The sequence below is a fragment of the Helicobacter sp. 16-1353 genome (assembly GCF_003288815.1).
In the GTDB taxonomy this organism is placed as follows: Bacteria; Campylobacterota; Campylobacteria; order Campylobacterales; family Helicobacteraceae; genus NHYM01.
This window is the reverse complement of record NZ_NHYM01000007.1, coordinates 75,116-88,564: the sequence shown is the minus strand read 5'-3', so window position 1 is coordinate 88,564 and position 13,449 is coordinate 75,116. Positions and strand designations below refer to the sequence as shown.

Annotated in this window: 18 protein-coding genes; 5 read left to right on the top strand and 13 right to left on the bottom strand. The window is 29.8% G+C overall.

Annotated elements, in window-relative coordinates; genetic code table 11:
* Positions 1-12: 12 nt before the first annotated feature.
* Genes CCY99_RS05795 through CCY99_RS05780 form a run of 4 tightly spaced genes read right to left on the bottom strand, consistent with a single transcriptional unit; the run spans position 13 to position 2,579 of the window.
* Positions 13-216: a hypothetical protein gene (locus tag CCY99_RS05795; protein ID WP_112060468.1), complete on the bottom strand. Its 204-nt coding sequence runs from the start codon at positions 214-216 to the stop codon at positions 13-15.
* 7 nt (positions 217-223) lie between these two features.
* Entirely contained in the window at positions 224-1,063 is an 840-nt protein-coding gene (locus tag CCY99_RS05790) for a class 1 fructose-bisphosphatase (protein ID WP_112060467.1), read from the bottom strand.
* A gap of 20 nt (positions 1,064-1,083) precedes the next feature.
* Positions 1,084-1,887: a hypothetical protein gene (locus CCY99_RS05785; RefSeq protein ID WP_112060466.1), complete on the bottom strand. Its 804-nt coding sequence runs from the start codon at positions 1,885-1,887 to the stop codon at positions 1,084-1,086.
* Positions 1,884-2,579: an ABC transporter ATP-binding protein gene (locus CCY99_RS05780; RefSeq protein ID WP_112060465.1), complete on the bottom strand. Its 696-nt coding sequence runs from the start codon at positions 2,577-2,579 to the stop codon at positions 1,884-1,886. Before CCY99_RS05780 ends, CCY99_RS05785 begins: the two co-directional genes overlap by 4 nt.
* 113 nt (positions 2,580-2,692) lie before the next feature.
* Here CCY99_RS05780 and rpe point away from each other — a divergent pair, with 113 nt between their 5' ends.
* The 3 genes from rpe (at position 2,693) to CCY99_RS05765 (ending at position 5,072) form a co-directional block, all read left to right on the top strand.
* The gene (gene rpe / locus CCY99_RS05775; protein ID WP_112060464.1) at positions 2,693-3,331 is read left to right on the top strand and encodes a ribulose-phosphate 3-epimerase; all 639 of its coding nucleotides are present in this window, start codon (positions 2,693-2,695) and stop codon (positions 3,329-3,331) included.
* A 10-nt stretch (positions 3,332-3,341) separates the two neighbouring features.
* Positions 3,342-4,094, top strand: coding sequence for a 3'-5' exonuclease (locus CCY99_RS05770; RefSeq protein ID WP_112060490.1), 753 nt, complete (start codon positions 3,342-3,344; stop codon positions 4,092-4,094).
* Between the two features lie 72 nt (positions 4,095-4,166).
* Positions 4,167-5,072: a tetratricopeptide repeat protein gene (locus tag CCY99_RS05765; RefSeq protein ID WP_112060463.1), complete on the top strand. Its 906-nt coding sequence runs from the start codon at positions 4,167-4,169 to the stop codon at positions 5,070-5,072.
* 5 nt (positions 5,073-5,077) lie between these two features.
* On the opposite strand, the gene CCY99_RS05760 is transcribed toward CCY99_RS05765, so the two are convergent.
* From CCY99_RS05760 to CCY99_RS05725, 8 genes are read right to left on the bottom strand one after another with little or no spacing between them, the layout of a single operon-like run.
* Positions 5,078-5,749, bottom strand: a complete 672-nt coding sequence (locus CCY99_RS05760) for an MqnA/MqnD/SBP family protein (RefSeq protein ID WP_112060462.1) — start codon at positions 5,747-5,749, stop codon at positions 5,078-5,080.
* A gap of 3 nt (positions 5,750-5,752) precedes the next feature.
* The gene (locus tag CCY99_RS05755) at positions 5,753-6,577 is read right to left on the bottom strand and encodes a peptidylprolyl isomerase (RefSeq protein WP_112060461.1); all 825 of its coding nucleotides are present in this window, start codon (positions 6,575-6,577) and stop codon (positions 5,753-5,755) included.
* Positions 6,578-6,603: 26 nt separating this feature from the next.
* The gene (locus tag CCY99_RS05750; protein ID WP_258443611.1) at positions 6,604-7,545 is read right to left on the bottom strand and encodes a tRNA-dihydrouridine synthase; all 942 of its coding nucleotides are present in this window, start codon (positions 7,543-7,545) and stop codon (positions 6,604-6,606) included.
* A 21-nt stretch (positions 7,546-7,566) separates the two neighbouring features.
* Positions 7,567-8,580, bottom strand: coding sequence for a hypothetical protein (locus CCY99_RS05745; RefSeq protein WP_112060460.1), 1,014 nt, complete (start codon positions 8,578-8,580; stop codon positions 7,567-7,569).
* 9 nt (positions 8,581-8,589) lie between these two features.
* Positions 8,590-8,952, bottom strand: a complete 363-nt coding sequence (gene dksA, locus CCY99_RS05740; protein ID WP_112060459.1) for an RNA polymerase-binding protein DksA — start codon at positions 8,950-8,952, stop codon at positions 8,590-8,592.
* A gap of 17 nt (positions 8,953-8,969) precedes the next feature.
* Positions 8,970-9,419, bottom strand: a complete 450-nt coding sequence (locus CCY99_RS05735) for a 23S rRNA (pseudouridine(1915)-N(3))-methyltransferase RlmH (RefSeq protein WP_112060458.1) — start codon at positions 9,417-9,419, stop codon at positions 8,970-8,972.
* Complete coding sequence (accD, locus tag CCY99_RS05730) at positions 9,373-10,272, bottom strand: acetyl-CoA carboxylase, carboxyltransferase subunit beta (protein ID WP_112060457.1); 900 nt, start codon at positions 10,270-10,272, stop codon at positions 9,373-9,375. Before accD ends, CCY99_RS05735 begins: the two co-directional genes overlap by 47 nt.
* 15 nt (positions 10,273-10,287) lie before the next feature.
* Entirely contained in the window at positions 10,288-11,010 is a 723-nt protein-coding gene (locus tag CCY99_RS05725; protein WP_112060456.1) for an inositol monophosphatase family protein, read from the bottom strand.
* Positions 11,011-11,083: 73 nt separating this feature from the next.
* Here CCY99_RS05725 and recO point away from each other — a divergent pair, with 73 nt between their 5' ends.
* Positions 11,084-11,704, top strand: a complete 621-nt coding sequence (gene recO, locus CCY99_RS05720) for a recombination protein RecO (protein ID WP_181646859.1) — start codon at positions 11,084-11,086, stop codon at positions 11,702-11,704.
* Between the two features lie 34 nt (positions 11,705-11,738).
* Here the strand turns inward: recO and CCY99_RS05715 are convergent, their stop codons facing one another.
* Positions 11,739-12,197 carry an acyl-CoA thioesterase gene (locus tag CCY99_RS05715; RefSeq protein WP_112060454.1) on the bottom strand — a complete coding sequence of 153 codons (459 nt, stop codon included), beginning with the start codon at positions 12,195-12,197 and terminating at the stop codon, positions 11,739-11,741.
* Positions 12,198-12,391: 194 nt separating this feature from the next.
* Between CCY99_RS05715 and galE the strand changes: the two genes are divergently transcribed.
* On the top strand, positions 12,392-13,411 hold the full coding sequence (gene galE, locus CCY99_RS05710) for a UDP-glucose 4-epimerase GalE (RefSeq protein ID WP_112060453.1): 1,020 nt from the start codon (positions 12,392-12,394) through the stop codon (positions 13,409-13,411).
* The last annotated feature ends 38 nt before the right edge of the window (positions 13,412-13,449 follow it).

The window sequence follows — 13,449 nt, the reverse complement described above, 5'->3', positions numbered from 1 at the left end:
TGTAACCTTTCTTTATTCAGTTTCAAAATTAAAAAATCCGCCACTACCTTTATTCATACTAGCATATACGGAATCAACATAATCTTTTCTTATTTCACAGCCAACTATATTTTCGCATTTAAGACAAGAATCTAGATTTTTGTTTTTTTGGCAATCTTGTAGTTTTATTATTTTTTCATCTAATTCTTTTTGAAAATTATCTTTTGTGTTTTCCATCGTTTTCCTATTTATATGCTAATTTTACTCTCGATATTTCATCTTTGCTTCCAAAGAAACAAGGTAGTGATTGATGAATTGTATCAATTTCTAAATCAAGCAATCTATTCTGCCCATCGATAGCCTCTCCACCAGCTTTTTCAAAAATAAATGCAAATGGAAATACCTCAAACAATGCCCTTAGTTTTCCATTAGGCATATCGCTTGTTGGTGGATAGCTAAAAAGTCCGCCACCTTTTCTTAAAATAAGATGTAAATCTGGCACCATTCCGCCCGAATATCGAAGCCTGTAACCTTCTAAAAATAAAGATTCTATTAATATTTTATGTTTTGTGCTCCAATTTTTTTGTGTGCCACCCGGAGCATTAATCTTGCCTTTGTTGCTAAGAGTTAGATTCCCATTGATTTTCCATTCATTGCCATTATATATATAGTGATGAACATCATTTTGTGCTACTATCATTTCTAATCTTGGACCATAGATAACATAGCCACTTGCGATTAGATTCTTAGCATTTAATTCTTGATTATAGATTCCAAAGATACTTCCTACACTTAAATTAGAATCTACAATAGAAGAGCCATCAAGTGGGTCAAATGCCACTATATAAACCCCACTAGGATTTTCTTTATATATTATCTCTTTTTCTTCTTCGCTACAAACCCCTTTTATTGATTCCAGACAAAGAAGCGTATCTTTAAATATTCTATTTGCTTCCACATCAATATCAAGTTGTATATCCCCTGTGCTGTTTTTGCTATTAAGATAATTAAAATCATCTTTTTTTAATAAATTATCAATGCAAATCGCACTTTTTTGTATAGCAGTAATGATTGAATAAAGCATTTTTCCCCCTTAATCTTAGATTAAATTTCAAGTTTATTTTTTATTAGATACCTGCAAATAAAATAATAAAATAAAATGATAAGTATAGTAATACAACTTTCAATTAGCACTATAGAATTTATTTGTGTGCTATTATTTATCAATGTTCCTAATATCGTAATACTAGGATTGATATATCTAAACCCTGAATCAATAACCATCTCATAAAATAACATCTTTATAAAACCAAAACAAAGATTCTCTAAAAACATAAGAACAAAAAATATAATAATTCCCATTAGGGGTTTGAATCTTGTAATTTTACCTATATTTAAAAGTGTTAGAGTAAGCAATAATGCAACTATAGGCTTAATAGTCCATAAAAACATAATCCACAAATAATATATTATATACAATATTTTAGATTGTGAAATCAATGTAAAAAAGGCTTTTAAAAGGTTTATTTCTAAACTTTCTGCCATTAAAAATACCCATATCATAAAAATAATAATACTAAGCAATATCCAAATACTGCTTACAAAAATCTTTGAAATAAGTATGGAATCTAAACTAACAGGAAGGCTTAGAGTGAGATAACCTTCTGTATTAAAAAGCCTTGAATATAGCGATTTAATGACTATGATGGTTAAAAATATTATAGAACATAAGATTCCAATTGGTGCTATTGAAACTAGTAGAGCTAAAATCCAATGTAAGGTTACAATATTATCATTGCCAACTATTAATCTAATAAATAGCATTAAAGCCAATAAAATACCATTTAACAATATAATTGAAGTGAGATTCTCTAAAAATTCATATTTTAATACCTTAAAAAATTTCAAAATATCTCCTTAAATATTTCTTCTAAGTTTTTACTATTATATTTTTGTTTTAATTCTACAATGCTACCTTGCTCAATTATTTCTCCATATTTTAGAAAAATAGCAGAGGATAGAATCCGCTCAACACTAAAAACTAAATGGGTAGATATGATTAGACTTGCTTCTTTATTGTAATTTTTTAGTATTAATTCAAAAATTAAATCCCTTGCTATGGGGTCAACCCCAGCAATCGGTTCGTCAAAAATATATAATTGTGCATTTCTACTTAGAATTAGGATTAATTGTAGCTTTTCTTTCGTGCCTTTACTTAGTGATTTAAAAGCAGTATTAAATGGAATATTCAAATCTTTTAAAAGAGAGATTGCTTTGTTTTTATCAAAATCATCAAAGAAATCCGCAAAATATCTTATCGCTTTGTCTGCATTCCACGACGATGGAATGAAATTAACATCAGGTAAATATGAAACCTTGCTTTTAGATTCTACACCGATTTTTTTGCCTAAAACCAACACCTTACCTTCATAATTATTTATTAATCCTGTAATAATTTTTATTAAAGTGGTTTTTCCACTTCCATTTGGTCCAAGAAGCCCAACTATCTCGCCACTACCAATATTAAAAGATATATTATTTAGTGCGTTAGTTTGGTGAAAATTCTTACTAAGAGCATTTATTTCTAAGAGATAATCCAATTAAAATTCCTTAATATTTAAAATAAATTATGTAATTATATCTTTAAAATTATTTATAATATAATATTTTTTTGTTATAAATTAATATAAAGTTCATTAAAAAGGGGTTATTAATGCTAGTTGCACCAAGTATTTTATCGGCTGATTTTGGTAGGCTTAATGAGGAAATTGATGAGTTAAATAAAACTGATTGCGATTATTTACATATCGATGTGATGGACGGGCATTTTGTGCCGAATCTTACCTTTGGTAATACGATAGTAGAAATAATTGCAAAGCGGAGTAAAAAGCCACTTGACATTCATCTAATGGTCGAAAATGTAGGCTTTTTTATAGATTATTTTATTGATATTAAGCCAGAATTTCTAAGCTTTCATATTGAAGCAGAGCGACATATAAATCGCACTATTCATAGGATTAGAGATTGTGGGATAAAACCCGGAATTGTCCTAAATCCACACACTTCACAAGAATCTTTGGAATATATTTTAAGATATGTGGATTTAGTGCTTTTGATGTCGGTAAATCCCGGTTTTGGCGGACAAAACTTCATTTCAAGCACATTAGAAAAAGCGATAAAACTAAAAGAAATGATAGAAGAGCAAAATCTAGATTGCCTAATTCAAATGGACGGCGGAATCAACGACAAAAATATCAATATGCTAAAGGAAGCGGGCGTAGATATTGCTGTTTCTGGGCATTATATCTTTGGGTCTAAAAACTATCAAAAAGCAATTAATTTACTTAGATAAGTTGGTTTCCTTGCAAAATAATCTAGATAATTATGAGAATCTAATAGAGATATTAAAAGAAAAAGATTCTATTGCATTAGATGAATTTATGGAGATTTTGGATAATGAATATAATATTGATATTAATATAGAAATTGCCAAATCTCTTGGAATCCCGCTATTTATTAATGGAGATGAAATCTCCCTAAAAACAAGAGATAGTATTTTTAATTCTCTTTTTTGCATAGTGGATATTGAGACGACTGGATTCTCGCCACAAGAAAATGATATTATTGAAATTGGTGCTATAAAATATAAAAATGGTAATATCATAGATAGATTTGAAAGCTACGCTTTTACAAAAGAGATTCCAGATAAGATAACAGAAATAACTGGAATAGATGGTAGTATGATTGCAAATGCTCCAAAAATTAATAAGGTATTAGAAAGATTTAAGATTTTCTTAGAGGATTCTGTTTTTATGGCTCATAATATAACATTTGATTTTAATTTTATAAACGAAAAACTATCTCAAAATAAGATTCCCATTATGAAAAATAGGACGATTTGCACTTTGCAATTAGCTCGAAAAACTATCCAAGCACCAAAATATGGATTGGGCTACCTAAATGAATTTTTAAATATTGATTATCCTGTGCGACATCGGGCATTTGCGGATTGCATTATCGCACTAAAGGTTTTTGAATATAGCCTTTTAAATCTATCTAATGAGATTCTAAGTGTAGAAGATTTGATAACATTTACAAAAAATAAAAAATCATAATTTACAATAGCCATTTTTTGGCACTATTTTTGCTTGAGTGTTTAATAGCAATTTATATTTGGAGCAGAATCTATGAGGTATATTCTTAGCATAGTGCTATTAGCTGGTTTCTTATTTGCTACATCATCGGCAACAACTGCGGGAATAGCACTCGCTCAAAAAGGTAATTATGCTGAGGCTTTTTCATTATTCAATAAAGCTTGTGATGAAGAGGGCGATAGCGATGGTTGTCTTGGAGTGGGGCTTATGTATATGTATGCAGTAGGGACAAATGGCGACCACAATAAAGCGATTTTATACTACAAAAAAGCTTGTAGTGGCGGGAGTGCCTTAGCTTGTTCGAATCTTGCTTCAATATATGATAATGGAACGCAAGACATTCCTCAAGATAAACTTATGGCAAGTGAATTGTATATGGTTGGTTGTAGCGGTGGCGATGCATTTGCTTGTAATAATCTAGGATATATGTATGCAAATGGAATTGGCGTTCAAAAAGATTATTTTAAGAGTTTGCAATATTATAAATTTGCTTGTGATATTGGAAGTTCGCTTGGTTGCTATAATCTTGGATTACTAAGTAATACCTATAATATTTTTGGATTAAATAAAGATAAATTAGGATTATTGGACTTAAATTATGTTGCTTGCAAACAAGGCGATTTAATAGGCTGTGCGAATCTAGGATATATGTATGCCACAGGCTCATATAATGCCCCGAAAAGCCCGTTTAATGCTGTAAAATATCTAAATATTGCTTGTGAAGGTGGGGTTTTGAGTAGTTGTAATAATCTAGCAGTGTTTTATGAAAATGGCTTAGGCGTAAGGCAGGATTTCAATAGAGCATTAGAATTATATGGAATTGCTTGTGATAAGGGTATAGGCGAAGCGTGTAGAAATTATAGATTCTTAAATGAAAAGATATTTGGCGAGAGAAGAAGTGCCGAGATAATAAACGATACAATAAATATCATTCCATAATAAGCTTAGAATCTCGTTGGTATTTTTATCCTATTTAGTCTTATAGACCTATAGAATCTCATTAATGCAATCTTAGGTTTATTTGATACTTTATAATGAATCTTTGTTAGATATTTCTTAATATCCTGCTTTTTTATCTGCGAATCTTTCTCATAGTTTTCTAGTAAATATTGCGGAATCTTAATATTTTTTTGATTGAAAGATGTTGATAATTTTAGATATAAATCCCTATGTTTATTATAGCAAAGAAGCCCAAATGCAAATGGAAGATGATGTTTTTTCCACCATTCTTCGCCCAAATCAATATAATCATTATTTTTTAGCTTGTAACGCAATGCTCTATCGCCTATTAGAATCTCTCCATCGATTTTTAGAATCCTAGATAGTGCATTAGAACTTGCTGATTGATAATCCAATTTACTTTCTCTTTTGATAGCGATTACACTCCACACTTCACCATAGGAAATAATCGCACTTTTTGTTTTTTTGGCATTCATTCCGGCAATGGATGATATAAATCCAGCATCAATTCGTCGAAATAAAAATTCCTTATTTAGTTTGCTAGGGTAGCTTTTATGGTGATTTAGAAATAGTTTAAATGTAGATGGAAGTGGATATTTTTTTATAAACACATCAAATGGTGCTAGATTTAGATAATTAATCTTTCCGAATCTCATTTGTCATTCTCTTATAATTTCTATTTTTGTATTTGCTTTGATTTTACTAAAATACTCATTTAATATCTCATTTTCTTTTGCTTCGGCGTATTTTTGCATTACATTAGGTTTTATATCATCAAATGGTATTAATTCTTTTCCTAATTTTTCTTTGATAAAAAATACAATCAAAGTATTTCCAGAGTTTAACACAGGGGTAAATTTTTTCTCTGGCGTATCTAAAAATATACTAACAATTTGTGGCGGAAGACTTTTTATATTTATTTCTTCGTCTTTTACCTCAATATTTGGATTTAATATAAGCGGATTCGATAGAAACTGCTGCAACTCAACATCGCTATTTGATACATAGCTTGTAACCTTGATTATATTAGGTAGTGTAAATTCATCTTTATTTACATCATAATACTGCCTAAGGTCATTTTCATTTGTTAGATTTGAATTGGTTTGTAGTATTTTTTGCATTAATTCTCTATTTATAAGATGTTTTCTAAGCTCTTTTTTATAATCATCAAATGAGATTCCCTGACTTTGCAATGTGTTTATTAGGTCTTCTCGTGTGATTTTATTATTCATTGCAATATTATTTATCTCATCATCGAGCCTTTTATCATCTACTTTTATATTTAATCGTTTTATCTCATTTTCTTTAAGTTTTTCTTGGATTATTCTATCAATGCTTTCTTGCTTACTTAAGCCAAGTTGCTTTTGGGCTTCTTGTATTTCATATAAGGTTATAATATTACCATCAACTTTTATAGCTACGCCATCGATTATTTGGGCTTTTAATGCAAATATACAAGTAATTAATAAAATAAAAATTTTCATTTCTAATCCTAAATTTTTTTATAATTTTAGCTTATTTTTTCATTACTAAAAAAATCAATGATAGATTCTCGCATAATTTTTGGGGAAGTTATGGCATTTACCTTTATGCGAAAATCACTAGCATTGTTATGAGATTTTGCATAATTATGTAGATTTTTTCTAAAGATTATACAACCTCTCTCCCCGTAGAATCTAATCATATTATCAAAATGCTCCAACACAATATCTTTTTTTAGCATATTTGGTAATTCTTGCGTATTGTGCTTTAATTGATAAAAAATCCACGGCTCTTTCAACGCAAATCGCCCAATCATCACGCCATTTGCATTGGTGATTTTTAGCACTTCTTTTGCTTTTTGAAAAGAATCTATCTCGCCATTTGCGATGAGTGGAATCCTAATTTTCTCCTTTATTTGGGCGATTGAGCTATAATCGATTTTTTCTTTTTTATATGCATCGATTTTGGTTCGCCCGTGAACTACGACAAAATCCGCTCCACTATCATTTATCATAGAGGCTAATTCAAGCGGGATTTTTTTATCAAATCCAAGTCGCACTTTTAGGCTTGTGTAGGGCTTATTAGAGTGTAATTTTATGGTATTTACTAAATCAGCCAAAAGATTTAGATTTTTTAAGAGTGCACTTCCGCTCCCGTGTGAGCTTACTTTGGGAGCCGGACAGCCACAATTTAAGTCAATTATATCAATGCCGTTTTGTGTGTTTAGAATCTCCACACTTTTTTTAATAATATCACTATTATTCCCGGCAATCTGCACGGAAAAGGGCGATTCCAAGGGGCTTTTTTCAATCATTCGCAAGGTTTTTTTGGGATTATAAACTAGGGCATAGGAGCTTATCATCTCACTAACTGTAATATCAACGGCAAATTTTTTAACCATACTTCGAAATGCCAAGTCGCTCCAACCAGCTAGTGGAGCTAACATAAGGAGATTTTCAAATTTTATCAAATACTAAGATTCCAATCATTTCTATTTAAAAAATAATTCTGTTGGATATGTTTTTCCTGCTGCTTTTAAGTCTAAATATGCACGAATATTTAAAAACTCATAAGTAGGTTGTGCTTTTAATCTATTTTTTGCTCGTTCCAACATCTCTAATTCAAGTAAAACATAAAAATGTGCTTTTTCAGCATTTTCATCATTATCAGCTAGATATTCCGAAATTTCAATCCATTGATTTGGGTTAATTTTGCCTTTTGCAGATTTTATAATATTTAGATAATCATCTTCTGTAAATTTAGCATTTTTGCAAATATCACTTATTTCTTGCACACTTAGGTGAATCTTGCCATTAATATAAATTTTTATCATCTCTAATGCTATTTCTTTATCATAGCTTATTTGGTCTTTGTATTTTTCTATTTCTTTTTCATCAGCATTTCTAAGCAATGCGATAAAAGCAAACTTCTTTAATTCATAAATATAATTTTTATTCTTTATGATAGATAATCCATTTTTATAATTTTTATTAATACTATTTTTTGCATTTATTGTAAAAAGTGTGCTAGTTTGGGGAATATTAAATTTATGAATATCTATTTCCTCGCCATTTTGTAGGTTTTCATACATTGCAAATAATTTCTTAATTTCTTGATTTTCGCAATTTGTTATATGTGGTTTTGGCGTTATATTTAATCCATCGATAATATTTCCTAATTCTTTAAAAAGCTTGGTTTTTAGGATTAATTTATCTTCCTCTCGCTCAATAATCTTATTTTTAATCTTTCGCACGAATATTCTTTTATCATTTTTTATTGCATTTCTATCTATAAATCTCCCTAATCGTTCGGAGAAAATAAAAGCAATAGTTATAAAAAAGAATATATATACTATCAATACAATCCACAATGCCACAGGCATATTGTAAGTTAGATTAGTAAATGGTATTGTGTATGAAAAAGAGCTACTATCTATGTTGTAAATATAGAATCCTAATAATACTCCCAAGATTAGTATTGTAAGTGGATAGTATTTAAAAGTCATTTTTTATCCTTATGATTTTAGTTTATTTTGTTTTTCAAAGATTTCTCTACAAGTAATGCAGAAACTAGCATGTGGTTTTACCCTAAGTCGTTTTATATCAATTTGTTTTTCACACATTTCACATTTTCCATATACATTATTCTTTATTTTTTCTATTGCTTTGTTTATCTCTAATAATTGTTTATTATTTTTTATTAATATATTTTCATCAATATATACGATAGATTTAGAGCTTCCTATATCCACTTCTTCACTTGAGCTTATATTATTTAACATATTAATATTATTGTTTGAATCTTGTATTGTTTTTATAATAGTATATTTTGATGTATTAAGCTTTTGAAATAATTCCTCAATCTCTCTTTTTCGCATAAGAATCCTTATTTAGTTTATTTTCTATGATATGGGTGATTGTTGATAATACACAATGTCCTAAAAATCTGCTCACATAGGATAATTTTCACTATTTTATGGCTAAAAGTTAGCTTACTTAATGAAATTGGCTTTGTTTGTTTTAAGAATCTCTCTTCAAATCCAAATGCCCCGCCGATAAAGAAATTCACCTCTTGGCTATTTTTCATCATATCGCTTAATTCATAGGAATCTACAATTTTCCCATTTGGATGGAGAGCGATATTCATAGCATTTTTATTAATAAATCGCTCAAACTCTTTTGTATAGGAAATTCTTGCTTCATTTGGAGAAGTTTTATGTGCTTTTTGAATATTTGCATTAAATATATCTATCACTTCTAGCTTCACTCCAAATTGCTTGATATATGCCATAAATTCATTATGATTGTTTTGCTTTTTTGCTATCGCGTAAATTTTTATTTTCATTTGTTAACATTTCCAATAAATCTCTTAATGTTTTTTTCAGGTCTTTTCTATGCACTACCATATCAATAAGTCCGTGTTCTAGGAGAAACTCCGCAGTTTGGAATCCTTTTGGCAAATCCTCACCGATAGTTTGCTTTATAACTCTAGCCCCAGCAAAGCCGATTGTAGCTCCCGGCTCGGCGATTATAATATCACCTAAAAATGCAAACGACGCAGAAACTCCGCCCATAGTTGGGTCTGTTAGAATAGAAATATAAGGCAATTTGGCATTTGAGAGTTTATCTAACGCGGCACTTGTCTTTGCCATCTGCATTAATGAATATGTGCTCTCCTGCATTCTAGCTCCACCACTCGATGAGCAGATAATTAGCCCTTGCTTTTTTTCAATGGCACGATTTATTGCCCTAACGATTTTTTCTCCCTCAACCGAAGCTAAACTTCCGCCCATAAAATCAAAGTCAAAAATCACCGCTTGAACGGGGATTCCATCAATGCTAGATTCTATACTAATCGCCGCACTCTCCCTACCATCAGTTTTTTTGGCATATTCTTCAATCCGCTGTTTATAGCTTTTTTTATCCACGAAATTTAGTGGGTCGATTGGCGATAGATTCCTATCAAGCTCGGTGATATTGCCCTCATCAAAAATAAGCTTAATTCTATCTGTTACACTGATTCTAAAGTGATAATTACATTTTGGACAAACAGAATTTTGACTAAGGACTTCTTTGTAATACATAAGTGCATTACAAAAATTACATTTTATCCATTGTGTTTGTGTATCTTGAAAATCTTTTTTATGTGTTATTGTTGATTTAGATTTTTTATTATTTTTAAAAATACCTAATGCCATTATTTTATTCCCTTTTTAAAATACAAGTTTTAAAATATTATCAAATAACTCCTTATCTTTGCTAATAAGAACAAAATTTTTATTCTCCATTTTATATAGATTTTTGGCTATTAAAAATCCTGCTTTAATGTCGTATTTGCGTATATTTCCCACAAATAAAACAAAATTAACATCATTTGCTAATCCCAAAGAAAGGGCTAATGCACCAAGAGAGCGAAATTTTATATTATTATCTCTAAAAATATTGCAAATTTGTGGATTTGAATATGCTTTTTCAAAGATTCCACATTTAGAATAATTTATATTATTTATAATTCTAAAATCTATGAAATTATTATTAAGATTCCCCCTAAAATTTTCTTTCCCATTACTTATAATAACACTACAATCGCAAAAATTCATTATAATCCCGATTTTAGTATTCAAATCTTTATCGCATAATGCCACACTCGCACCATAATAAGGGATATTTGATAGAAAATTATCACTGCCATCAAGTGGGTCGATAATAATAACATCATCTTTTTTATTATCTATAAAACCACTTTCTTCGGAATCTATATTCCCAAATTCGCCTAAATATTCACAAAATATTTTTTCACTTACCAAATCCGCACCAATGCTTATATCACCGCCAACTCCTCGATTATGTTGTTGATATAAAAATGCATCTTTATTTTGTAATATTTTTGCGATTTTATTTCCAGCTTTTAAGGTGGCATTTATGAAATTATCCAACTAATCCTCCATAATAATCTAAAAATTAAATTATAATTTTTAAATCTAATTTAAAACTTTAATGGAGAGTTTTTTGCAAGGATTTATAAGTGGAATAACAAAGTTGAAAAATGAGGATATTATTGTCCAAATTATAACAAAGACAAAATTTCTACATCTATATAGATTCTACGGACTTAGGCATAGTATTATAAATATTGGTAGAAAGGTTGATTTTGATATAGAATATAGCGGTCAATTTATACCAAAAATGCGAAATATTGTGCAACTTGGTTTTGTTTGGGAAAATGACTATACAAGGCTTTATTATTGGCAGCAACTTTTAAAACTACTAAATAAACATTTGCGAGATACAGAAGAGATTCCAGAGTTTTATTTTAATTTACTTAATAATGGAGCATTGTTTTTAAGCAAGCAATCACCAAATCGTGTTTTGATAGAAATATACGCAAACCTCTTGGCATTTGAGGGAAGACTTAATATTGAAGATAGTTGTTTTATTTGTAATAAACAATTAGATTCTAAAGTTGCTGTTACAAGGGGTTTTTTATGTGCTCATAATCATTGTTTATTAGAAGATTCGCAAACAATCGATAAGGATTTATTTTTCGATTTTTTAAGAGATAAGCGAAGTGTATTTTTAAGCAATAATGAAGTGGATTATCTCTTAAATGTGCTTCTTTTAGGGATTTAAAATAGCAATATCTTAAATCCTCTTAGAATCTCAATTATTTTTTATTAGCCCTTACTTGCTTTCTTCGCTTAGCGGCTTCATATCGTCTTATATCTGTTTTGCTTGTTGGGGTTAATTGGTCTATTTCAAGCGGAGTTCCATCTGGGTCTAAAGCTACCATAGTAAAATAGCAACTATTTGTATGTGTCGCCGTGCGGTTTTTTATATCCTCGCTAATTACTTTTATGCCAACTTCCATTGAGGTTTTGCCCGTGTAATTCACTCTTGCTAAAAATGTTACGAGATTGCCTATTGGGATTGGTTGCTTGAAGCTTACATTATCGACATACACAGTTACCACATCTACTCCGCAATATCGCGTCGCACACGCATATGCAACTTGGTCTAGCATTCTAAGTAAATGTCCGCCATGCACAACTCCACTAAAATTTGATAGTTCTGGAGTCATCAAAATCGTCATACTAAGTGATTTCCGGTCAAAAATATCTTCCATTTTCCTGCCTTTTTATTTTATTTGATTAGAAGTTTATAAATTAAAATATATTAAATCTTACTTTATTTAATTTTAATTATTAATATTCTAACTAATAAATGTAACAATTTTGTATTTTTATACTTAAGATGTGTTTAATATTTAAGGGTTGAAACTTATTGTATAATTGTGAAATTTTAGATTAAAGGCTTATTTTGCAAAATATATTATTTACTGGTGCAGCTGGCTATATAGGCTCTACTACAGCGTATTATTTTTTAAAAAATACGAATTGCAATATAGTAATAATAGATAATTTAAGTAGTGGTTTTATAGAGAATATCCAATTCTTAGAATCCACATTTGGAGATAGAATCTCATTTATCAAGATTGATTTGAGTGATAATGTAGCTTTAAGAGAGCTTTTTAAAAATAATAATTTTGATTGTGTTGTGCATTTTGCTGCGTCTTTAATCGTCCCCGAATCTGTTGTAAAACCACTTTTATATTATGATAATAACACTAAAAATACATTAGCGTTAATATCTCTTTGCATCGAATATAATATCAATAAATTTATATTTAGCTCTACGGCGGCTGTTTATGGTGAGCCAAATGAGATTCCTGTTACAGAGAATGCTCCGCTTTTGCCTATAAATCCCTATGGTAGCTCAAAAATGATGAGCGAAATTATACTAAGAGATGTATCTTTTGCATATAGAGATTTTAATTATGTTGCTTTGCGTTATTTTAATGTCGCAGGGGCATTGTGTGATAATAATTATAAAGATAAAAAAGGGCTTGGACAAAGAAGTAAAAATGCCACTCACCTAATAAAAGTTGCTTGTGAATGTGCTGCGGGGAAAAGAGAAAGTGTAAGTATTTTTGGTAGCGATTATAATACTAAAGATGGAAGTTGTATAAGGGATTATGTGTATATTGATGACTTAGCTTTAGCACATTTAAGTGCCTATGAATTTTTATATAAACATAATAAAAGTGAAATTTTTAATGTAGGATATGGAAAAGGCTATAGTGTAAAAGAGGTAATATCTGCTGTAAAAGAGGTTTCTAATGTGGATTTTAAGACAATAGAAGCACCTCGTAGAGATGGAGACCCTGCAAATTTAATATCAAATAATGCTAAGATTCTATCGCTAACTTCTTGGCGACCTAAATATAATAATCTAAAAACCATTATCAATAGTGCTTATCAATGGGAGTTAATCAACTAAAATCTTTTGGAATCTAGTATTTGAATGAAGGAAAACAA